Source organism: Pseudomonas sp. TH41 (assembly GCF_016650695.1).
Lineage (GTDB): Bacteria > Pseudomonadota > Gammaproteobacteria > Pseudomonadales > Pseudomonadaceae > Aquipseudomonas.
This window is the reverse complement of record NZ_JAEKFH010000005.1, coordinates 84,823-106,091: the sequence shown is the minus strand read 5'-3', so window position 1 is coordinate 106,091 and position 21,269 is coordinate 84,823. Positions and strand designations below refer to the sequence as shown.

The 21,269-nt window shown below is 58.6% G+C and carries 16 protein-coding genes and 1 pseudogene; 9 read left to right on the top strand and 8 right to left on the bottom strand.

What is annotated here, in order from left to right; all coding sequences use genetic code 11:
• Positions 1 to 28: 28 nt before the first annotated feature.
• Genes mhpD through JFU37_RS18960 form a run of 4 tightly spaced genes read right to left on the bottom strand, consistent with a single transcriptional unit; the run spans position 29 to position 4,338 of the window.
• Positions 29 to 823: a 2-keto-4-pentenoate hydratase gene (mhpD, locus tag JFU37_RS18975; RefSeq protein ID WP_201117338.1), complete on the bottom strand. Its 795-nt coding sequence runs from the start codon at positions 821 to 823 to the stop codon at positions 29 to 31.
• Between the two features lie 14 nt (positions 824 to 837).
• Positions 838 to 1,707 carry an alpha/beta fold hydrolase gene (locus tag JFU37_RS18970; protein ID WP_201117337.1) on the bottom strand — a complete coding sequence of 290 codons (870 nt, stop codon included), beginning with the start codon at positions 1,705 to 1,707 and terminating at the stop codon, positions 838 to 840.
• Between the two features lie 17 nt (positions 1,708 to 1,724).
• Positions 1,725 to 2,678, bottom strand: coding sequence for a 3-carboxyethylcatechol 2,3-dioxygenase (mhpB, locus tag JFU37_RS18965; RefSeq protein WP_201117336.1), 954 nt, complete (start codon positions 2,676 to 2,678; stop codon positions 1,725 to 1,727).
• Position 2,679: 1 nt separating this feature from the next.
• The gene (locus JFU37_RS18960) at positions 2,680 to 4,338 is read right to left on the bottom strand and encodes a bifunctional 3-(3-hydroxy-phenyl)propionate/3-hydroxycinnamic acid hydroxylase (RefSeq protein WP_201117335.1); all 1,659 of its coding nucleotides are present in this window, start codon (positions 4,336 to 4,338) and stop codon (positions 2,680 to 2,682) included.
• A gap of 134 nt (positions 4,339 to 4,472) precedes the next feature.
• Here JFU37_RS18960 and JFU37_RS18955 point away from each other — a divergent pair, with 134 nt between their 5' ends.
• From JFU37_RS18955 to JFU37_RS18940, 4 genes are all read left to right on the top strand, one after another.
• Positions 4,473 to 5,249 carry a DNA-binding transcriptional regulator gene (locus JFU37_RS18955; RefSeq protein WP_201117334.1) on the top strand — a complete coding sequence of 259 codons (777 nt, stop codon included), beginning with the start codon at positions 4,473 to 4,475 and terminating at the stop codon, positions 5,247 to 5,249.
• A 219-nt stretch (positions 5,250 to 5,468) separates the two neighbouring features.
• The gene (locus tag JFU37_RS18950) at positions 5,469 to 6,458 is read left to right on the top strand and encodes a GlxA family transcriptional regulator (RefSeq protein WP_201117333.1); all 990 of its coding nucleotides are present in this window, start codon (positions 5,469 to 5,471) and stop codon (positions 6,456 to 6,458) included.
• A gap of 285 nt (positions 6,459 to 6,743) precedes the next feature.
• The gene (locus JFU37_RS18945) at positions 6,744 to 7,955 is read left to right on the top strand and encodes a M24 family metallopeptidase (protein WP_201117331.1); all 1,212 of its coding nucleotides are present in this window, start codon (positions 6,744 to 6,746) and stop codon (positions 7,953 to 7,955) included.
• Positions 7,956 to 8,197: 242 nt separating this feature from the next.
• Positions 8,198 to 9,538: an MFS transporter gene (locus JFU37_RS18940; protein WP_201117328.1), complete on the top strand. Its 1,341-nt coding sequence runs from the start codon at positions 8,198 to 8,200 to the stop codon at positions 9,536 to 9,538.
• A gap of 138 nt (positions 9,539 to 9,676) precedes the next feature.
• On the opposite strand, the gene JFU37_RS18935 is transcribed toward JFU37_RS18940, so the two are convergent.
• The 3 genes from JFU37_RS18935 to JFU37_RS18925 form a co-directional block, all read right to left on the bottom strand.
• A complete protein-coding gene (locus tag JFU37_RS18935; protein ID WP_201119472.1) occupies positions 9,677 to 10,693 on the bottom strand; it encodes a GlxA family transcriptional regulator in 1,017 nt (338 codons plus the stop codon).
• Positions 10,694 to 10,953: 260 nt separating this feature from the next.
• On the bottom strand, positions 10,954 to 12,333 hold the full coding sequence (gene gabP, locus JFU37_RS18930) for a GABA permease (protein WP_201117327.1): 1,380 nt from the start codon (positions 12,331 to 12,333) through the stop codon (positions 10,954 to 10,956).
• A gap of 148 nt (positions 12,334 to 12,481) precedes the next feature.
• Positions 12,482 to 13,261 carry a creatininase gene (locus JFU37_RS18925; RefSeq protein WP_201117323.1) on the bottom strand — a complete coding sequence of 260 codons (780 nt, stop codon included), beginning with the start codon at positions 13,259 to 13,261 and terminating at the stop codon, positions 12,482 to 12,484.
• A gap of 371 nt (positions 13,262 to 13,632) precedes the next feature.
• On the opposite strand from JFU37_RS18925, the gene JFU37_RS18920 reads away from it, so the two are divergent.
• The 5 genes and pseudogenes from JFU37_RS18920 to JFU37_RS18900 all read left to right on the top strand — a co-directional run.
• On the top strand, positions 13,633 to 14,760 hold the full coding sequence (locus JFU37_RS18920) for an extracellular solute-binding protein (protein ID WP_201117321.1): 1,128 nt from the start codon (positions 13,633 to 13,635) through the stop codon (positions 14,758 to 14,760).
• Positions 14,761 to 14,783: 23 nt separating this feature from the next.
• The gene (locus tag JFU37_RS18915) at positions 14,784 to 15,713 is read left to right on the top strand and encodes an ABC transporter permease (protein WP_201117319.1); all 930 of its coding nucleotides are present in this window, start codon (positions 14,784 to 14,786) and stop codon (positions 15,711 to 15,713) included.
• Positions 15,710 to 16,507 (top strand): ABC transporter permease, encoded by a 798-nt coding sequence (locus JFU37_RS18910; RefSeq protein WP_201117317.1) that lies wholly within the window; start codon positions 15,710 to 15,712, stop codon positions 16,505 to 16,507. The genes JFU37_RS18915 and JFU37_RS18910 overlap by 4 nt, the downstream gene beginning before the upstream one ends.
• Positions 16,508 to 16,546: 39 nt before the next feature.
• Positions 16,547 to 17,635 (top strand): ABC transporter ATP-binding protein, encoded by a 1,089-nt coding sequence (locus JFU37_RS18905; RefSeq protein ID WP_201117315.1) that lies wholly within the window; start codon positions 16,547 to 16,549, stop codon positions 17,633 to 17,635.
• 321 nt (positions 17,636 to 17,956) lie between these two features.
• Positions 17,957 to 20,458: pseudogene (locus tag JFU37_RS18900) on the top strand (EAL domain-containing protein); the annotation flags it as partial.
• 55 nt (positions 20,459 to 20,513) lie between these two features.
• Here JFU37_RS18900 and JFU37_RS18895 read toward each other — a convergent pair.
• Complete coding sequence (locus JFU37_RS18895; RefSeq protein WP_201117312.1) at positions 20,514 to 21,215, bottom strand: NAD(P)H-dependent oxidoreductase; 702 nt, start codon at positions 21,213 to 21,215, stop codon at positions 20,514 to 20,516.
• Positions 21,216 to 21,269 lie beyond the last annotated feature (54 nt).

Below are 21,269 nucleotides of genomic sequence, written 5' to 3'. Positions count from 1 at the left end.
ATTGCCTCGTTTGCACGCAAGTCGCCGATCACTCGGCGGTGAACCCAATACCAACCCGACCAATGCCTTCGATCTCGGCCTCGAACCGATCACCGGCGGCGACCGCCACCATCGGCCCGAGTGCCCCGGTCAGAATGATGTCGCCCGCTCGTAGCGGATCACCCAGGCGGGCCATGGTGCGCGCCAGCCATACCGCCGCATTGAGGGGATGGCCGAGGCATTCGGCACCGCTGCCGCTGGACACGTCTTCACCGTTGCGGGTCATGCGCATGCTGGCCTGACGCAGGTCCAGGCCATCAAGACGACGGGCCGGGCCACCGAGCACGAAGCAGCCGCTGGAGGCGTTGTCCGCCACGGTATCGACGAAGCGAATGTTCCAGGCCTGCACCCGACTGCCGACGATTTCCAGCGCCGGCACGACCCAACCGGTAGCCGCCATGACGTCGGCAAACGTGGTGTCGGCTCGCGGTAGATCACGCTCCAGAATCAGCGCAATTTCGGCTTCGATCTTCGGTTGCAGCACGCGGCCCACCGGCACGGTTTCGTTATCGCCGTAGCACATGTCGGCGAACAGGGTGCCGAAGTCCGGTTGGTCGACGCCCAATTGCGCCTGGACCTTGGGATTGGTCAGGCCGATCTTGCGGCCAACCACGCGACGGCCGCTGGCCACACCGTGGGCGACGTTGAGGCGCTGAATGGTGTAAGCGGCCTCGGCGTTGTCTTCGCCGATCTGTTCGCGCAGCGGGGCGATGGCCTCACCGTGGGCTTCGGCCCGGCGCAGATTCGCGGCGAGCTGTTCCAGCGTGTCTTGAATAGGGGTCATGTCAGCCTCGGTGATCAGTGGGTCAGGAAATCCAGGACCATACGGTTGAACGTCTCGGCGTGTTCCCACTGGGCCCAGTGGCCGCAGCGGTTGAATACGTGCAGTTGTGCGTCGGGCAGGCCGGCCAGCAGGCGCAAGCCAGTGTCCATGGGCACGAAGCGGTCCTCGCGGCCCCAGACGAGGAGGGTCCGGGCCTTGATTTCGTGCAAGCGGTGGCTGAAATCCGGGAACTGCTTGGGATTGAGGGTGCTGCTTTTGACGAAGTTTTCCAGGTGATCGCGGCGCGCAAGAATGTTGTCCAGGCGTGTCTGGAATAACTCTTCGGTCAGACTGCTGGCGTCGAAGACGAAGACGTTCATCATCTTCTTCAGGTTTTCAATGGTCGGTTCGCGGTACAGCGCGCCGATCAGCTTGATGCCTTCGGTGGGTTGTGGCACGAAGGCGCTTGGGCCGCCGGTGCCGCCGCCCATCAGTACCAGTTTGCCGATGCGCTGAGGGTAGGCGAGGGCGAAGGCTACGGTACTGTGGCCGCCCATGGAGTTGCCGATGATGTGTACGCGGTCCAGATCCAATGCATCAACCAGCCCCTTGAGGGCACGGGCGTTGAGGTCTGAACGCGAGCTGTCGCAAACGATCGGGTCACTTTTGCTCCAGCCCGGGCAATCCATCAGGATCACTCGGTAACCGGCGGCCACCAACGGTTCGATGTTGCGATGGAAGTTGGCCCAACCGCTGGCACCGGGTCCGGAACCGTGGAGCATGACCACGGTTTCGGCTCCCTGACCCACGTCGTTGTAATGCAGTCGCAGCTTCAACTCGCCTTCGCTGATGTCGACAAAACGGCTGGTAGAGGCTTCGGTGAAAGCTGGCGCAGTGGCAGTCATGGCAGTGTTCCTCGGATTCAGTGGTTGTTGTTCAGCGGCTGGGCGCCAAGGGCGGCGAAGCCTGCAATCCATTCGGGAATCGGACGGTAGTAGCGCCCTTCGGTCTGATAAGGGCCGAAGGCGGAAAGGGCCGCGAACGCGGCGACCCAGGTTTTCACTTCGTGAGTGGATTTGCCGGCCAGTGCCGATAGCTCGTCATTGCCCAAGGCATCGAGGTCGCTCAGGCGGCCCTGTTCGAGGGTGTCGAGAAACTGCTGATCCCAGGCGGGATTGAGCGGGTGCAGACTGTGTTGGTCTTCAACGAAATCCCGAGCAGCCTGGATGACGCGTTGCTGGCGCGCCTGTCGCTCATCGGCGGGTAACTGGCGACCGCTGCCCATCAGGCGATCGGCCATGCGTGAATCGACCTTGGCCAGTTCCGGTACGGGGGGTTGGTGGGACAAGCCACCGGAAGCCAGGAACAGTACCCGCTTGTTCAGCGATTGCGCCCACTGGCCAATCGCGTCACCGAGCAAGCGAGCACGCTTGAAGCCGGGCAATGGCACGGCGACCGAATTGATGAACACCGGAATCACCGGGCAGCCTTGCAAGCCGCCAAGCAACAACTCCAGCGGCTGGGCGAACGCGTGGTCAACCTGCATGCGATAGGAAACGGCAGCGTCGACACCGGCATCCAGGACAGCTTGAGCGCAGGATTCGGCCAGTGCTTTGGGCACGTCCAAGGGGCCGGCGGCGGTGTCGAAATCGCCGATGGCGTGAGCCGCCATGCCGATACAGAAGGCCGGCATCACGTCATAGAAAAAGCCGTTGTAGTGGTCAGGGCCGAAGAGCACGATCAGCTCCGGCTCGAAGCGGGCGATGCGCTCACGGGCCGCGGCGATCATGTCGTCGACCTCGGCCAACACTTCAGGTGTCGGGTCGACGTAGCCCACCAGCGGCGTGTGAGACAAGCAGTGCAAATAAGCGCTCATGTCAGGCCACCTTGCTGGCAATGATCGTCACGGCAGGTTGCGGCAATGCATTGATTGCCCGAGCCAATTCGTCACAGGCCTGGCCGACGGTTTGCGGAATGGCCAGGCCGGCGAGGAAGCGGTCCGGGCGCACCAGGGCGATGGACGCCGAACCACGGGCGAACCATTCCTTGAGACGGCCGGTGCTGTCGCCGACGCGGATCACACCCTGGCTGACGTCACTGGCGGCTTTGAGCTGAACGTCTGGCAGTACCTGGATAAAGCGTGTGCCCAGTGTTTGCCATTGCTCGATTTGTGCCGCTGTCAGGCCCCAGGTCGGGTCGCAGCCCCAGGCGATAATCGCGAAGCGCTCGCCGATCACCTCATCCAGCAACACGGTGTCGCCAGCTTCGGTCAGTACCCGCGGCTGAATGAACATCTTGCCCACGGGTGAGCCTTTTTCCCTGGGTACGATCAAGGCGCCCTGACCGTATTGCGGCATCGGCTTGAAGCGCATTTCCACGAAATAGCGTTTGATGGGTGGTACATAGTTGAGCAGCCACGACAGGCCATCACGCAAGGTGCCTTGCCAGCGTTTTGGCGGTGCCAACACGTGACCGGCCAACACAGACAGGTCAATCATCGCCTTCGCGTGGTCACGGCGTTCCTGTTCGTAGCTGTCGAGCAGGCTGTCGGCGGCCAGGCCTTTGATCACCAGCGACAGTTTCCAGGCCAGGTTGGAGGCGTCGCGCATGCCGCTGTTGTAACCCTGGCCCTGCCAGACCGGCATGATGTGCGCGGCATCGCCGGCCAGCAGCACCCGACCTTCACGGAACTTGCCGGCCAAGCGGGCATTATGGGTGTAGACACGGCTGCGGATCAGTTCGATGCGATCCGGATTCGGCAGCACCTTGGCCAACAGCTTGCGCATGTTTTCGGGCTTGCTCAGCTCGGTTTCGGTCTCGCCGGGCATGACCATGAATTCGAAACGGCGCACGCCGTGGGGCAGGGCGGCTGAAACGTAAGGGCGCACCGGGTCGCAGCACAGGTAAACATGGGGCGTGCTCAGCGGGTCGTTGGCAATGTCGACGACGATCCACTGATTAGGTGCGGTCTTGCCTTCGAAACTGATGTTCAGGCTGCGCCGCACCAGACTGTTGCCACCGTCGCAGCCGATCAAGTACCGGGCATGCAGGCGCTCGCCGCGGCCGTTCTGATCCTTGAGGTTGAGCACCACCGCGCTGTCGCTTTGTTCGAAGCCTTCGAGCTCACGGCCGAACAGTACGTTGACGTTGTCAAAACGCTGCAAGCCTTCGAACAGTACGCGGTCGGCCAAGGGCTGGATGAAGGCATTGCGTCGCGACCAGCCGAACTCATCGGTCTTGGGCTGTATGTCGGCAAAGCAGCGACCCTTGGGCGTCAGGAAACGCATGGCGTGCCAGGGTGTGGTGTGCGGCAGCACGGCGTCGGCCAGACCGACAGCCTGGAAAGTACGCAGGCTCTCGTCGTCCAGACCGATGGCGCGGGGGTAGTCGATCAGGCTGTCGAGCTTTTCCACCAAGGTGACGTTTACACCACATTGGCCCAGGTAATTGGCAATCATCAAACCGACAGGGCCGGCGCCGACGATGGCAACGTCGGTGGTCAGGTCCAATGTGGCAGGCGTGGGTGCAGAACTCATGGGTATCTCCGTACAGCGCTTTTGGATTTCTTGTTGGGCGCAGTATGGAAATCACGGGACTGGTCGACAACGACAACCCTTGTTAATGTGCACTGAGTGCACATGATTGATTTTCAACAATAAAGGATCTGTCCATGAGCGAGACCGAATACAAAGCCGTGCGCGGTCTGATGCGCGGTCTGGCACTGATCAATGGTTTGAACCGCTTTGATGGCGGGGCCAGCACCGCGCAACTGGCCGAGCAGAGCGGATTGCACCGCACCACGGTTCGACGGTTGCTGGAGACCTTGCAGGCTGAGGGCTATGTACGGCGTAGCGAGTCGGATGACAGTTATCGGCTGACGTTGAAAGTGCGCGAACTCAGCGAAGGCTTTCGCGATGAACAATGGATCTCCTCCATCGCCGCACCCTTGCTCGGTGAGTTATTGCAGCAGGTCGTTTGGCCGACCGACCTGTGCACACTGGACGGTGATGCCATGGTTATTCGCGAGACCACTCATCGTTTCAGCCGGCTGTCGTTTCACCGCTCCATGGTCGGCCGGCGTCTGCCGTTGCTCATGACCGCGACCGGGCGCGCGTATTTTGCGTTTTGCCCACCTGCGGAGCGAGAGGAGCTGATTGAGCTGATGATCAGTCGCGAAGACGAACAATCGACGTTTGCCGCGGATCACCGATTTGTCGAACGGTTGGTGGAGCACACGCTCAGCAAGGGTTATGGCGAAAATAATTCGCATTGGGGAGAGGAACGCAAGATCGCCGCCATTGCGATTCCGATCACCCATGAGGCACGTTTGATGGGTTGCCTTAACCTGGTTTACATCGCCAAGGCGATGCCTGTTGAGGAAGCCGCTCGCCGCTACTTGCCAGCGATGCGCAGCGTGGTGGAAAAGATTCAGGCTCAACTGGGGTAGTTTTGTCTGCAGTTGGCACCACGCCTCACGCAACACCTCCCGCTCGCCATCGGCAGTGGCGAACAATCAGGAGTCGATATCTGACACGCCTTGATGATCCCTGACGCCGACAATCGGACGAGTTCCCGACAACTTTGAAGCGGCGCGGAGATCAACGATGGCTATCAGTGGTTTTGACCTGTTCAAGCGTGGAGTCGGGCACCCTGCGCGATGCGCGACATGCTGCAACTGACTGAATCTGGCCGGCCACAACCGCCGGTGTTGCGCATTGGCTTCTGGTTGATGGAAGCCTTCGATTTGTTTGCCCTGGCCAATGCGCTGGAGCCCTTGCGCCTCGCCAATCAGTTGGCGGGGCGCAGTGTTTGCCAGTGGCAAATTCTCAGCCTGGAAGGCCAGCCACTGTACGCCAGCAATGGCATCGCCACGGCGACTGCACGACTGGATCACGCACAAACGCTTGATGTGTTAATCCTCTGTGGTGGCGACAACCTGCCTACCGACTCGGATCATCCTGGCGTTCGACAGCAGCTGCGCTACTGGGCCATGCAGCCGGTCAGTCTCGGCGCTTTGGGCAAGGCCGGTTGGCTGCTGGCGCAGATGGGCGCCCTGGAGGGTTTTCGCTGCAGCCTGCCGGAGCCCGACCCTTCAATGACATTTGCGGCCTTCAGCGAGCTGACGCCGGTGGCGGCACCGTTCTGCGTCGATCGCCAACGCCTGACCTGCGTCGGCCCGCAGGCCGTTCAAGGGTTGATGCACGAACTGCTCGCCCGGACCCATGGCCGTGGCCTGATCCTGCGCATGGAAAAACATGCAGCGCGCCAGGCCCGGCCGCTACTGCCCATGCCTTACGCCCCGGCGAAACTTCAAGCGACATTGGCATTAATGAATGAGCACCTGGACCGAACGCTGGGTATCGACGAATTGGCCCAGGCCATGGGCATTTCTCGGCGGCATCTGGAGCGGTTGTTCAAACGCAGTCTGGGGTGTTCACCCTCCAGACACTATCTGGACTTGCGTCTACAGCAGGCGCGTCAGTTGTTGCGGGCCGGTGAACAACCCCTGTCGGATGTCGCTCGCGAGTGCGGATTCGTCTCGCTGCAACATTTCTTTCGCTGCTATCGCCAGTACTTCGGCGCGCATCCTCGCGAGCATGTGGGCGCGAACTCGCCCGTGATGGCGGCGTGTCAGGCAACATCAATGCTGAAATAAAAGTACCGGTCTCACCGTCGGATCGTCACCCGTAACACCCCATTCCTTGTAGGAGCTGCCGCAGGCTGCGATCTTTTGATTTTGTTTTTTAAGAACAGGATCAAAAGATCGCAGCCTGCGGCAGCTCCTACATTGGCCCTGAGAGGCACTTTCGCAAACAGCGGATATGACCAACTACAGGTCGGATTCACGCAAAAAAACTCACCTTGCATCTGTTCGAATGATCTTCAGCGGCCCGCCAGATTGGCGCCTTCTGTAGCTCAAACAATGACAAGGATAAATGACATGCAAATGCCGAAAACCATCCAGATCAAGAACGGCGAAAAAGTGAACCCGACGTTCTCGGCTCAGGAATACGCCAATCGCCAAGCGAAATTGCGGGCTTACCTGGCGCAGAACAATATCGACGCGGCCGTGTTCACGTCCTATCACAACATCAATTACTACAGCGATTTCCTCTACTGCTCCTTCGGTCGCCAATACGCGTTGGTCGTGACTCAGGACAGCGCCGTGACCATCAGCGCCAACATCGATGGCGGCCAGCCATGGCGCCGTACCGTCGGCACTGAAAACATTGTCTACACCGACTGGCAGCGCGATAACTATTTCGTCGCGATCCAGCAAGCCTTGCCCAAGGCCGGGCGTATCGGCATCGAGTTCGACCATCTGAATTTGCTTAACCGCGACAAACTCGCCAGCCGCTATCCGCAGGCTGAACTGGTGGATATCGCCGCGCCCTGCATGCGCATGCGCATGATCAAGTCCGCCGAAGAACACGCGATCATCCGTCATGGTGCCCGTGTAGCGGACATCGGCGGTGCCGCCATCGTCGAAGCGCTGCGTGATCAGGTGCCAGAATATGAGGTGGCCTTGCACGCCACCCAGGCCATGGTGCGCGAGATTGCCCGCACGTTCCCGGACTCCGAACTGATGGACACCTGGACCTGGTTCCAGTCCGGGATCAACACCGACGGTGCCCATAATCCGGTGACGTCGCGCAAGGTCAACAAGGGCGACATCCTTAGCCTCAATTGCTTCCCGATGATCGCCGGTTACTACACCGCGCTGGAACGTACCTTGTTCCTGGATCACTGTTCCGACGAGCACCTGCGCTTGTGGGAGGTTAACGTCAAAGTGCACGAGGCCGGTCTGAAACTGATCAAACCGGGCATGCGCTGCTGCGATATCGCCCTGCAATTGAACGAGATCTTCCTGGAACACGATCTGCTGCAATACCGCACCTTCGGCTACGGCCACTCGTTCGGTACGCTGAGCCACTACTATGGCCGCGAAGCCGGGCTGGAATTGCGCGAAGACATCGACACCGTACTGGAACCCGGGATGGTGGTGTCCATTGAACCGATGATCATGCTGCCTGAAGGCCTTCCGGGTGCAGGCGGCTATCGTGAACACGACATACTGATCGTTAACGAACAGGGCGGTGAAAACATCACCAAATTCCCGTATGGCCCGGAACACAACATCATCAAAAAGTGATGATGACGCGCCGCACAGTGCACCTGTGCGGCGCTTTACATTGATGAGGCGAAAAATCTCCCCCTGTAGGAGCTGCCGAAGGCTGCGATCTTTTGATTTTAAGATCAAGATCAAAAGATCGCAGCCTTCGGCAGCTCCTACAAACCCTTAACCCTGCCAAGTAAAACAATAGAGGGTTTTGTCATGTTCAACGTCCCGACTTCTTATCTCACTCCACGCACCTCTACCACCGGAGGTGCCCAATGAGCACCCAAAGCGCACGCCTGAACCTGAACCTGGCACAGCAACTCGAACAGACGTCCGAGCGCAAAGCCCTGCGGCGTGCTGCCAGCGCCAGCTTCATGGGCAATTTCGTCGAGTGGTTCGACTATGCCGCCTATGGCTATCTGGCAACCGTCATCGCAATGACGTTTTTTCCGCAAACCGATAAGGCGACCGCACTGCTGGCGACATTCGCGGTGTTCGCGCTGTCCTTTATCGTCCGCCCGCTGGGGGGACTGGTCTGGGGGCACTTCGGTGACAAATACGGGCGACGCAGTGCGTTGTCCTGGTCGATTCTGATTATGTCGATTTCGACCTTCTGCATCGGCATCCTGCCGACGTACAACCATATCGGACTGTGGGCGCCCGCCTTGTTGTTGCTGATTCGCTTGTTCCAGGGCTTTTCCGCGTCAGGTGAATACGCCGGGGCATCGGCCTTTCTCGCCGAGTATGCCCCTGAGGGTAAGCGGGGCTTGTATACCAGCATTGTCCCGGCGAGCACGGCAGCCGGCTTGTTATTTGGCGCAGTGTTTGTGGCTGGCCTGCATTCTTGGATGAATGTTGAGGACCTGCACACCTGGGGCTGGCGCTTACCCTTTCTGTTAGCGGCGCCGTTCGGGCTGGTGGGGCGCTATATCCGCATGAGTTTGCAGGACACGCCCAAGTTCCTGGAGATGGAAAAACGACTGGAAGCCAAGGAGTGCGCGACCCACGCGCCGGTTCGCGAATTGCTGACCGTGCACCGGCGCAGCGTGATGATCGGGATCGGCGTGACCTGCCTGAATGCTGTGGCGTTTTACCTGTTGCTCAGCTACATGCCAACCTACCTGTCCACCGAAATGGGCATGAGCGAGAGCGATTCGTTCCTGGCGTCGACGGTGTCGCTGGCGACCTATATCGGGTTGATTTTCCTGATGGGCAAACTGTCGGACCGGTTCGGGCGCAAGACTATGTTGCTGACCGCTTCGGTACTGTTTCTGGCGCTGACATTTCCACTGTTCGGCCTGCTGGAGAATCAGCCGCTGATTGTGATTCTGATGATTCAGATAGCCTTTGGCGCCATCCTGGCCATGAACGACGGTACCTTGCCGTGCTTCCTCGCCGAGATATTCCCCACCCGCGTACGCTTCAGTGGTTTTGCGTTCAGCTTCAATATCGCCAATGCGGTGTTCGGCGGCACCGCGCCGTTTATCGCGACCTGGCTGATTCAAATGACCGGCAACAAAATGGCCCCGGCCTGGTACCTGCTGGCGGCAGCGGCGGTGGCATTGATTGCCATGCTGGCGAGCCGCGAAACGGCGCATAAAGCGTTGCAGGACTGAGCAGCACTCGGCGATCTCACGGACGCCTTCGCGAGCAAGCCCGCTCCCACATTAAACCGCGTCCGCCTGGACAACTCGGTCAACTGTGGGAGCGGGCTTGCTCGCGAAGAGGCCAGTCCAGCCAACATCAATATTGGATCAATGCACCGCAGCCACTTTCTTACGCTCTCCAATGGGCGATACACCAAAGAAACGGCTGTAGCATTTTGAGAAGTGCGCCGGTGAAACGAAGCCGCAGGCGAGGGCGATATCACGTACTTGCGACTCGCTGCGCAGCAGCAATTGCCGCGCCCGTGAAAGGCGCAACTCCAGGTAGTACTGGCTCGGCGTACGTTGCAGGTGTTTGTGAAACAGGCGTTCCAGTTGTCGCACCGATACCTCGTTCAACCGAGCCAGCTCCTCCAGGCCCACCGGCTCCTCGAGATTAGCCTCCATGATTGCCACCATCTGGCTGAGCTTGGGCTGAGAAGTGCCCAGCTTCTGGCGCAATGGCACACGCTGCTGCTCTTGCGCGCCACGGACCCGATCACACAACAACAACTCGGCCGCATGGGCTGCGATGTCTCGACCACCCGGTTCCCGGGCAATCAACTGCAGGGTCATGTCCATCGAGGCGACGCCCCCGGAACAGGTGTAGCGATCACGATCAAGCTCGAACAGCTGGTTGGAAATAATGATGCCCGGGAAACGTTCCTTCAGCGCTTCGATGTCTTCCCAGTGAATTGTGCAGCGATAGCCCTTGAGCAAATCGGCACGCGCCAACAAATGGCTGCCCGTGCAAATTCCGCCGAGCGGCACCTGATCATGCGCCAGCTTGCGTAGCCAATTGAGCAACGGTCGACTGCTGTGATTGGAGACGATCGGGTTTGATCCGACAACGAACAGTATGTCGAGCTTGGGGGCTTCGGTGATGGCGTAGTCGGGCAGGATGCGCATGCCGTTGCTGGCGGTGACCGGGTCCAGGCTGGCTGCGATGATGACCGTGCGGAACATCGGTCGGCGCGCTGCCATGTTGGCCATGCGCAGGGTTTCCACCGCGGAGGCGAAGCCGATGGTGGTGAAGTTGGGAATGATCAGAAAGCCTACGGTTTTTACCGGCCGTTGTTCATTAGCCGAACGTCCTGCGGCGGGTTTCGCCGCGTGGAGTTTCGCCATCATTACCGCTCCTCAACTGTGTCAGTGACGCGCTCTGCGGCAAGCTGCCGACAGAGGCAACATCATCTCGTTTTTATGATTGATAACTATGCTTTCGGGCCTTTGGATCTTACACCGAGCGCCCGACGAATAGGCATATTGAGGCGGAAGAGGGCAGGGGCAAAAAAAACCGGCCCGCTCATCGTGGGAAGCGGGCCGGAAAGAGGTGAACGGTTAATCGTTGGCGTGGCAGGTCAATGTAGAGTCGAGCGTTTATAGGTTTACGCCAATCCGGCTTCCTGCACGGAGCTCTTCCTGGCGTTAAAAATGGCCCCCATACAGACGATCGACAGTGTGAGCGCACCCGTAGCAATAACTTCCATGCGATGCTCCGGCAAAATCAGCATGACCACCAGGATGCTCAAGATGCAGAAAATAACCAGGTAGCTGAGCCAAGGGTAAAACCACATCTTGAAGGCGATCGGCTGTCCCGAAGCGTTCATTTTTTTGCGAAGTACCAGTTGCGAAACGGCAATGGCCAGATACACCAGCAGGGCAACGGCGCCTGAGCTGGCCAGGAGGAAGGAGAAGACTTCGTTGGGTGCAAAATAATTAAGTGCCGTGGTCAGGAAACCCACCGCTGTGCTGGCCAGCACCGCGATATAGGGCACCCCTGAAGACGACGTCTTCTGAAGCACTTGAGGTCCGTCCCCGCGTTTGCTCAGCGAGTAAACCATGCGTGAGGCCGTATAGATGGCTGAGTTAAGGCAGCTGGCTACCGCAATCAGCACGACGATATCTACGATCATTTTCGCGTGCGGAATGTTCATCAACTCAAGCGCTCTCTGATAAGAGCCGACCTCCATCAGCATCGGGTCGTTCCAAGGGACGATGGAGATGATGAGGAACACCGAGACGATATAGAAAATCCCCATGCGCCAGACGACGGAGTTTGTCGCACGGGTGATTTGTTTGGAGGGGTTCTGAGATTCGGCAGCGGCGATGGTGACGATTTCTGTGCCCATGAAGCTGAACACGGTGGTGAGCATCGCGCCAACAACGGCGGTCATGCCATTGGGCATGAAACCACCAAATTCGTTGCTCAATTGAACGACACCACTCACCGTCGTATCAGGTAACACACCCGCCAGGGCAAGCGCGCCTAGCGCGATAAAGCCCAGTACCGCAATGACCTTGAGCATGGCGAACCAGAATTCGAACTCGCCGTAACGAGCGACACTGAACAGGTTCGTTAACGTCAGCAGGCCGGTGACCGCTATCGCAAACTCCCACGTTTGAATGGCGGGAAACCAGGCATGCAAAATAGCCGCAGCGGCGATGGCTTCAATAGGAATGACCAGCACCCAGAACCACCAATACAGCCAGCCGATGGTGAAGCCGGCGCTACGTCCCATCGCGCGTTCCGCATAGGTCGAAAATGACCCTGTGTCCGGCGACGCTACGGCCATTTCTCCCAGCATGCGCATGACCAATACCACAAGGGTGCCGGAAAAAATGTACGCCAGGATGGCGGCGGGTCCCGCAGAAGCGATGGCGTGCCCTGAGCCGATGAACAGGCCGGCGCCGATGGCCCCGGCAATGGACAACATGGTGACGTGACGTTGCTTGAGGCCTGGGGCCAAGGTTGAGCTGCTGGACATAAGACTTACCCTTTTTATTATGTTTTGGAGGGTTAACGGCAGGCTGGAAATTGTGTAGGAGCGAGCTTGCTCGCGATGGTCTTGAGAGCGACGCATTTATTCAGAAAGCACGCGTTATCGTTGACGTCCATCGCGAGCAAGCTCGCTCCTACTCCAGATCAAAAGCCTCTCGCACGGCGGCGCTGATGCCCGAGATGCACACTTCAAGAATCAGTTCGCCTTTCTCCCGGCTGGAGCCTTTCGGGGATGACAGTGTTCCGCAGGCGGGCGTGCGCTCCGGGATGATGGGGAAGACGTCATAAGGCGGGAAGGTGGCGGGAGGGTGGTCAACCGCACGACTCAGATCGACCTTGTCAGGGTGAAGGGCCAGCATCAGGGAGGTCTCGAAAATACCGCCATGTTCGATATCCCAACCGAGGAATCCATCGGGGTACAGCTTTTCGATAACGGCGGGATCGTTGATAAAGTCCCAATACGACAGCACGACAACCTTGAAGTCAGTGATGCCACCGTAGCGAAGTTCTCTAAGCGCAAGGTCTATGCCCTCGACAATGAACATCGAGTTTTCATAGTGACCATTCATCATCACCAGTTTGCGTGCGCCATGGCGTGCAAGCTCTCTGATGATGTCCTGCACGGTGTGGGTCAGCGTGGCGCCGTCGAGACTGGTCGTTCCAGGAAAGTGGTTGCCGCCTCCTGATTTCTGCTGAGACTTGTAGCCGTAGGCGAGTGCAGGCAAAACCAGGCCACTGACATTCTGTGCTACCGATTTACATATCGCGGTAGGCAGCAGGACATCGACCTCCATGCACATGTGATGTCCATGCTGTTCAAGTGCGCCAACTGGCAGAAAAATCGGGCAGCCGGTCGCGACCTTCTCTGCATACTCTGGCCAGGTGAGTTCTCCAATAACGACGCTGTTGTTCATCTGAACATCCTTTGGAAGTGATTATCTGACCGACCCTCTGGACTGCTGGAATCGAAGGCGGCGCGTAGATCAATTCGATCAGAGGGGGAGGGCGGCGATTTGTCTAAATCCGACCCGTAAATGACAAAACACCCTCTGATTTGTCATTTCTGTCCGGTTATCGGATTAAGGGGCGCCGCTTTTGAGTGAGACGGGCCGTGAGTCGGATCTGACAAACTTCAGGTCGGACGCGTACAAAAATGGGTGATGGCAACCTGCTGCAATGGATTCAGCCAGCCAATGATGCGTGGAATTGGCAGCGCAGTAGCAGGAAGCAACAGCAAAAGGATGAAACGGACAGAGGCACTTTCCATCACCCAGGAGAGACAATAATGAATAATCGCATCGACCTTTCACGCCGTACCTTCCTCAAGACCACCAGCATCCTGGCAGGCACCGCAGCGCTTTCCGGCGTCCTGCCCTTGAGAAGCTTTGCCGCAGCGGAAAAAGAGCTGGTGATCCTGGCATGGGCCGGGCACGCGGAGCCGGACATCGTCGCCGATTTCGAGCGCAAGTACGGCGTCAAGGTCCGGGCCAAGTACTACACCGGTGGGGACAACATGCTGGGGCTGATCTCGCAATCGCCGCCCGGCACCTTCGATCTGATCCTGTCCGACGCCGAATATGTGCAGCAACTCAATGCCGCCGACTACATCGAGCAGCTTGACCCGGCTGACTACCCCTTCGATGACTTCTACCCCGAGTTCCAGCATTTCCCCGGCCACTGGCAAGGGGACAAGCTCTACTCGGTCCTGATCCGCTTCGGCTTTCTCGGCATCGCTTACAACACGCAACTCGTGCCCGAAGCCAAGGTGCGCAGCTACGACCTGTTCTGGGATGAAAGCCTCAAGGGCAAGGTCGGACACTTCGACTGGCACCTGCCGAACCTTGGGCAGATCAGCTTGCTCAATGGCAATGCGCGTCCCTATGACATCGATGCTGCGCACTGGCAAACCGTGCAGCAGAAGATGATGAGTCTACGTCCGCAGATCGGTGGTTTCTTTGACTACGGCGGAACCTTTTCTTCGCTGAAAAACGGTCAGGTCCATGCCATGTGTGGCATCGGTGACTGGATCACCGGGGTCCTGCAGCGTGCCGGCGCGCCGGTAAAAACCGTGCTGCCGCAGGAGGGCGGGTTGCAATGGACGGAGTCTTACTGCATCGCCCGAAAAGCACACAGCCCGGATCTGGCGAAGAAGTTCATCCAGTACATCACCTCACCGGAAGGCCAGGTCAAGTCGGCGAAAATGGCCGCCTACCCAGCACTTATCCCGAGCAAAAAAGGTTGGGAACTGCTGAACCGAACCGATCCCGCCGAAGCGAAGCGTCAAGGCATGGTGCTCGGTCAGCGCAACGTCATGGATGATATCCGCGACGGCCGTATCAAGTACCGCGAGCTTCCGGTCCAGCAGAACCTGGAGGAGTGGAACGACTTCTGGTCGCAATACAAGGGTGCTTGACGAGACGCGTGGAGGTGGTCGCAATGATGACAGACAAGTTAAAGACTTCACCGCCGGTACTGACTGACAACGCTACTGCCAAGCTATTGATGCGGCAGCGAGGCCACAAAAAGGTATGGCGTCTGCCCTGGTACGGCCTCAGTTTCTCGATGCCGATCCTGATCTGGCAGTTGATCTTCTTTGTATTCCCGCTGGCATTCCTGGTCGCGATCAGCTTCTGGGTCGTGCGCAACTTCCGGATGGTGCCGACGTTTGAGTGGCTGAACTGGAGCTACATGCTCAGTCGCGGCTTCTTTTGGGATGCCTACGTCCACACCCTTGCCATGGCGGCGGGGGCCACCGTACTGGTCAGCATGGTGGCTTTTCCCTGTGCCTATTCGATCGCCTTCAAGTTTCGCGAGTCGGTAAAGCAGTTGCTGGTGTTGCTGCTGATCACGCCGTTTTTCACCAGCTACCTGGTTCGCACCTATTCATGGCAGGTGTTCCTCAGCGATAACGGGATCTTCAATTCCGCGCTGGGTCAACTCGGGCTGGAGCCATTGGCGATGCTGAACACGGCGTTCGGCACCTATGTTGGCTACTTCACGCTGTGCCTGCCATTGGTGGTGCTGCTTCAACTCTTCAGCCTGATGTACATCGATCGCTCGTTGATCGAGGCCGCGCATAACCTTGGCTGCGGACGATTGCGAACAGTGTTCCTGGTGGTCGTGCCGTCGGCGCGGATCGGCATCGTTGTCGCGGCGCTGTTCTGCTTCATTCTGACCTTCGGCGACTTCGTCAGTCCGCTCTATCTGGGCGGAGGCCAGCCGCCGACCTTGAGCACCCTGATCACTGATACCACCAAGTCCGGTCAGCAATGGCCACGCGCGGCGGTGATCGCAACGATGATGATCGTGACGCTGCTCATCGCGGCCTTTGGCGCAGTTCGATTCGCTTACCGGAGGCGCGCATGAACGAGCATCGTCTGATTAACTTCTTGCTGCGCAGCTTTGTCGTACTGGTGTTCATCTTCATCTTTACGCCCATTGCCGGCAGCTTCGTGTTCTCGTTCAACATCGACCGTTTTCCGTCCTTGCCGCTGGGCGGTTTCAGCCTGCACTGGTACGAGACGATCGCGGCCGACCCGGCGGTCTGGCAAGCCTTCAGGAACAGCCTCACGGTAGGGGTGGTCGTGTCGTTGGTATCGACGCTGCTCGGATTCACGGCGGCGTATACCGACTTCCGTTACCAGTTCTTCGGCAAGTCGATCTACATGGCGCTCGCGCTGCTGCCGCCCACCATTCCGGTGGTGATCATGGGGCTGGCAATGCTGGCTTTCCTGTCGCGGGTCGGGCTTTCCGGCGAAATTTATGCGGTCATGATCAGCCACATCGTGATGTGTGCACCGTTTGCGATGGCGGTCATCAGGATGCGCCTGGCGCAGATGGACCCGAACATCGAGGCGGCGGCCTGGAACCTTGGTGCCAATCAGTGGAAGGCCATGCGTTATGTGATCCTGCCATTCACTGCGCCCAGCATTTTCGCTGCGCTGTTCGTGACCATGGCCGTTTCCTTCGATGAGTTCGCCGTCGCCTGGTTCGTGTCGGGACTTAACGAGACCGTCCCCGTACGCATCCTCAATACCCTGCAAGGCCAGGTGAGCCCGACTATCAACGCGATCGGCACGATCGTCTTCATCACGACCATGACCCTGGTGACCCTCGCGCAGCTGCTGTTGATGCGGCGGCGTAAGCCCGCGAGTGCCTGATACCACCCTGACAATCATCCGGACACGAAGGATTCAGCCATGACTCAACCGCTGGTGGTATTCGACAACGTGGTCAAGCACTTCGGCAGCTACCAGGCTGTCGAGCGTATGAACCTGGAAATTTACAAAGGTGAGTTCGTCGCGATCATGGGATCGAGCGGATGCGGCAAGACCACAACGCTGCGCATGCTCGCGGGCCTCGATAAACCCAGCGAGGGTGAAATTCGTCTTAACGGTGAGCGCATCAATGACCTCTGCTCCTGGGAGCGAGAGACGCCATTGGTGTGGCAAAACCTGGCGCTGTTCCCGTTTCTTGACGTCGTGGAAAATGTCGAGTTCGGCCTGCGAATGCGCGGAATGGCCAAGGCCGAGCGGCGCAAAAAGGCGCTGCACTGGCTTGAGCGGCTCGGATTGGAGGAGTTCGCCACGCGCGATATCAGTCTGCTTTCCGGGGGGCAACGCCAGCGGGTGGCATTGGCGCGTTCGTTGGTCACCGAACCGCCGATCCTGCTACTCGACGAGCCACTGAGCGCGCTCGATGCTCATCTGAGCGTGCGCATGCAAGGCGTGCTGACCGGACTGCAAAAAGACCTGGGCATCACCTTCGTCTACGTCACTCACAGTCAATCCGAAGCGTTTGCAATGGCCGATCGAGTGGTGATCATGAGTCGGGGCCGGGTTGAACAGATCGGCGCGCCGCAGGAGATTTTTCTTGAACCTCACAACCGCTTCGTCGCCGAGTTCGTTGGCGGCAAAAACATCCTCTGCGGCTCGGTCGTCGGCTTCGACGATGCTGGATTGGTTCGCTTCGATTCGGAGCACGGTGAATTCCTGGCGCGGCTGCCGGAGGGTAAATCGGTGGTCCCCGGAGAGCGAGTCACTGTCTGTGTCAGCGCCGAGCATATCGACCTGACCGCGCAGCCGGTCCGGCGCAACCGACTGACCTGCACCGTCGTCGGTGAAGAGTTCATCGGCTCGATGGTTAACATCTACCTCGAAGCCAGCGACGGGCTCGAACTGCAGGTGCAGAAACCCCATGCCGATTACAACCGGCTTGGCGTGCACTGCGGGCAAAAAGTCTTCGCCGAATGGGACGGTGCGCATGCGCTGATTCTGCGAGGCGACTGAGGTATTCACGCCTGCCTGGCATCACACATGTATGCCACCCCGTGCAGCATCTGCCCGGGGTGTGGGCAACGGCATGCCCCGCCTCATCGGAATCTTCCCCCTGTTTTTCGTGCGCTCGCCACTTCGAGACTATCCTGTGTGTCTAACCGGATGCTCTCGTGATCCTGTGGGTTAGCCGGTGAAATGGGGCAGTTCAGCGTCAAAAGCGGGTATCAAAAGTTGCTATCGATGATAGGTCCCTTCCGGTAACGAGGGGTCTTATGGCGCTCCACGGGCTTTTAAGGACGAAAAGCAGTGGTTGCATGGATAAAAGTGGCAACAATGAACACAAGCGTCGAGCTGACGAGTGGCGACCAGGCGGAAAGCTTTTTCGTACAAACGCTGGAGCAGGCGATCGATGCCGTGGTGGTCGTGGACGATCACAACTGCGTGGTGTTTTTCAATGCCGCTGCCGAGCGATTTTGGGGGTGTTCGCGAATTGACGTGCTGGGCAGTGATGTCAGTTCTGTGGTTCCCCAGGCCCTGAGCCTGCACCCTGATGATTTTGTCAGTGCAAACGGCGAGGGTGGAGCCCATAAAGTTGCAGGGATCAGTCGGGATGTCCGGATCGTGCGCAAGGATGGTCAGGAGCGCAGGGGCGTCATGTCGGTGTCGAAAATCGCCTTGCCGGACCGAACCCTGTACGCGGCTTTCCTCAAGGATGTCACGCAAGTGCGCTTGCAAGACATCGAGCACCGGTTGCTATCGATGTCGGTCAATGCTACCCGTTCGGCGACGTGCATCGTCGACACGCAGGCTCACCTTATTTACGTGAATGACGGGCTTGTTCGGTTGCTGGGGTATTCCCGCGAAGAGGTGATAGGTCAATCACCGATGATGTTTTTTGTGTCAGACGCACGGGCAGAAGCACCTGCGGAGCCTGGGCTGGAAAGAATTCTCGGTGGCCAGCCTCATGAGTTCAGTGCACTGATCAGTAAACGTAACGGCCAGCGGCTATGGGTGCATGTGTCCTCGACGCCGGTGTTCGATGCTCAGGGACAGATCGAAAACATCGTGATCGTTTTGACTGACATTACCCAGTCAAAACTGCATGAGGTGTTACAGGACAAGGTCATCGGCGCGTTGCTAAAAGAGGAATCACTGGAGAGTGTGCTGACCCTGTTGTGCCATGAGATTGAACGCATTGCCCCCGAAGTCATTGTTTCGATCCTGAGCGTGGACCTGCACGGGATTCTGCACCCCTTGGCCAGCCCTGGCTTGCCGACGGATTACTCCAGGGCCATCGAAGGATTATCAATCGGCCCCGCGGCGGGTTCCTGCGGTACGGCGGCCTATCGAGGCGAGCCGGTTCTGGTGACGGACATCAATAACGACCCGCTCTGGGCCGAGTACAAGTACCTGGCGCAAAAATCGGGTTTGCAGGCCTGTTGGTCCCTGCCTGTGCGCAACAGCGCAGGACGAATCGCCGCGACGTTTGCCCTGTATTTCAGGGAAAGCCGTGGACCCGATCCCCTGCATGCGCACCTGGTGACGGCGGGCACGCACCTGTGCATGTTGGCGCTTGAACGTGAGGAAGCACGTCAATCCATCCGAAGAATGGCGTTTTACGATGCATTGACTGGCTTGCCAAATCGCACGTTCTTGCTTGCCCAGGCGCAGCGCAGCCTTGTCGAAATGGCTCGAGAGCAGGCCGAGCTTGCCGTGCTGTTTATCGATCTGGACCGCTTCAAGCAAATCAATGATGCGTTAGGGCATGCCTGCGGGGACGAGTTACTGCGCGTCATGGCGCAACGGCTGCGCAGCGTGCTTAGAGAGTCCGACCTGGTCGGGCGTCTGTCCGGTGACGAGTTCGTGTTGGTACTGCCACGAATGAACGCGACACAGATCACGACGTTTCTTGAGCGGCTGTTGACACTGCTGAGTCGGCCGGCGACGGTGGCGGGCACCTCTGTCGTCGTTTCGGCCAGCATTGGCATCAGCTTGTTCCCGGCGGATGGTCAAGACATGGAGAGCCTGCTGCACCGTGCTGACATTGCGATGTACCAGGCCAAACGGACTGAGCGCGGCGGCTTCAGTTTCTTTGTTGAAGAGATGAACCGGATCGCTCAAGGCCGATTGGTGCTGGAAACGGCACTGCGCAACGCCTTGGCCAGCGATAGCCTTCGATTGTTCTATCAACCACAAATCGATCTCAACAGCGGGCGCCTGGTCGGTGTTGAGGCGCTGTCACGCTGGACGCATCCAACGCTGGGCAACATCTCGCCAACGCAATTCATTCCGCTTGCCGAGGAGTGCGGGTTGATCAATGAGCTGAGCCAATGGGTGCTGAAAGAGGCCTGCGAGCAGCTCTGCGCGTGGCGACAACAAGGAGGGGTGATCCCGTCCATGTCGATCAACCTGTCGCCCATCAACTTTCACAACCTCGACCTGGCAGGATTGATTGCCGGCCAGTTGCAGCGATGTGGCTTGCAACCCGCCGACTTGTGCGTGGAAGTGACCGAGGGCGTCATGCTGTGCAAAAGTCTGGGGACCGAAAAAACCATTCGAGATCTGCATGCGCTGGGTGTGCGTCTGGCCATCGATGATTTCGGCACAGGCTATTCCAGCCTGGGGTATTTGCGCCATCTGCCCATCAGCGAGCTGAAGCTGGACAAGAGTTTTGTCGACGATCTGGAATACGACACGTCCTGCCGAGCCTTGAGCGAATCCGTCATCGGCATCGGCAAGGGGCTTTCCCTGCAAGTGGTGGCGGAAGGCATTGAGAGTGCCATCCAGCGTGACATTCTCAAGGCCCAGGGCTACGAGATCGGACAAGGCAATTTCTTCTCGGCCCCGCTGCCCGGCGAGGCGTTCACGCAGCTCATTGAGCGCCGGTTCTTTACGCCAGCGGATAGAGACGGTCATCGAACTGAGTCAGACGCGGGTACTCCATTGGCTGATCTTCACCAATGTTCTCCAGTCGTTGTCGATAGCTTTGCAAAAACGCCTCTCGAGCCGAGTGACTGATGTAGGGAACATGCCAGCCAACGAAAGGCTGCAAGACCTCCAGCCCGACATACGCCAACGTCCCACGCAGCAGCGGACGCAACATATCTTCCAAAGGACCGTGGATGGCGCCTTCGCCGAACATGTGTTCACGTCCACCGAGTGTCACCGTCACCAGTGCTTTTTTGCCTCGCAGTCCCCCTTGATCATAGAAGCGCTTGCCGCCATAGCAGATGCCGGACACCAGTACCCGATCAATCCAGCCCTTGAGAATGGCCGGTGTCGAGAACCAGTAAATCGGGAAGTTGAGGATCAGCAAGTCCGCCCACAACAGCTTGTCCAGCTCTTGTTGTATATCGGCGGCGAGCGTCTGTTCTTTGCTGCTGCGTCGTTGCTCAAGCGCGTAAACGAGGTACTCAGGGTTTTCCCTGGCGGAGAAATCCTCGGCACTGGCCACCGGGTTCCAATTCATTGCGTACAGGTCCGAGACCTGGACCTGATGTCCTTGCGCTTGCAAGGTCTCCACCGCTCGGTCGCGCAGCGCAGTGGTAAAGGATTTTGGCTCGGGGTGGGCATGCACGATTAAAACGTTCATGACAGCTCCTTGAGATTCAGGTGGCGTGATTCAGCATGGAGTGAACCCGCCACA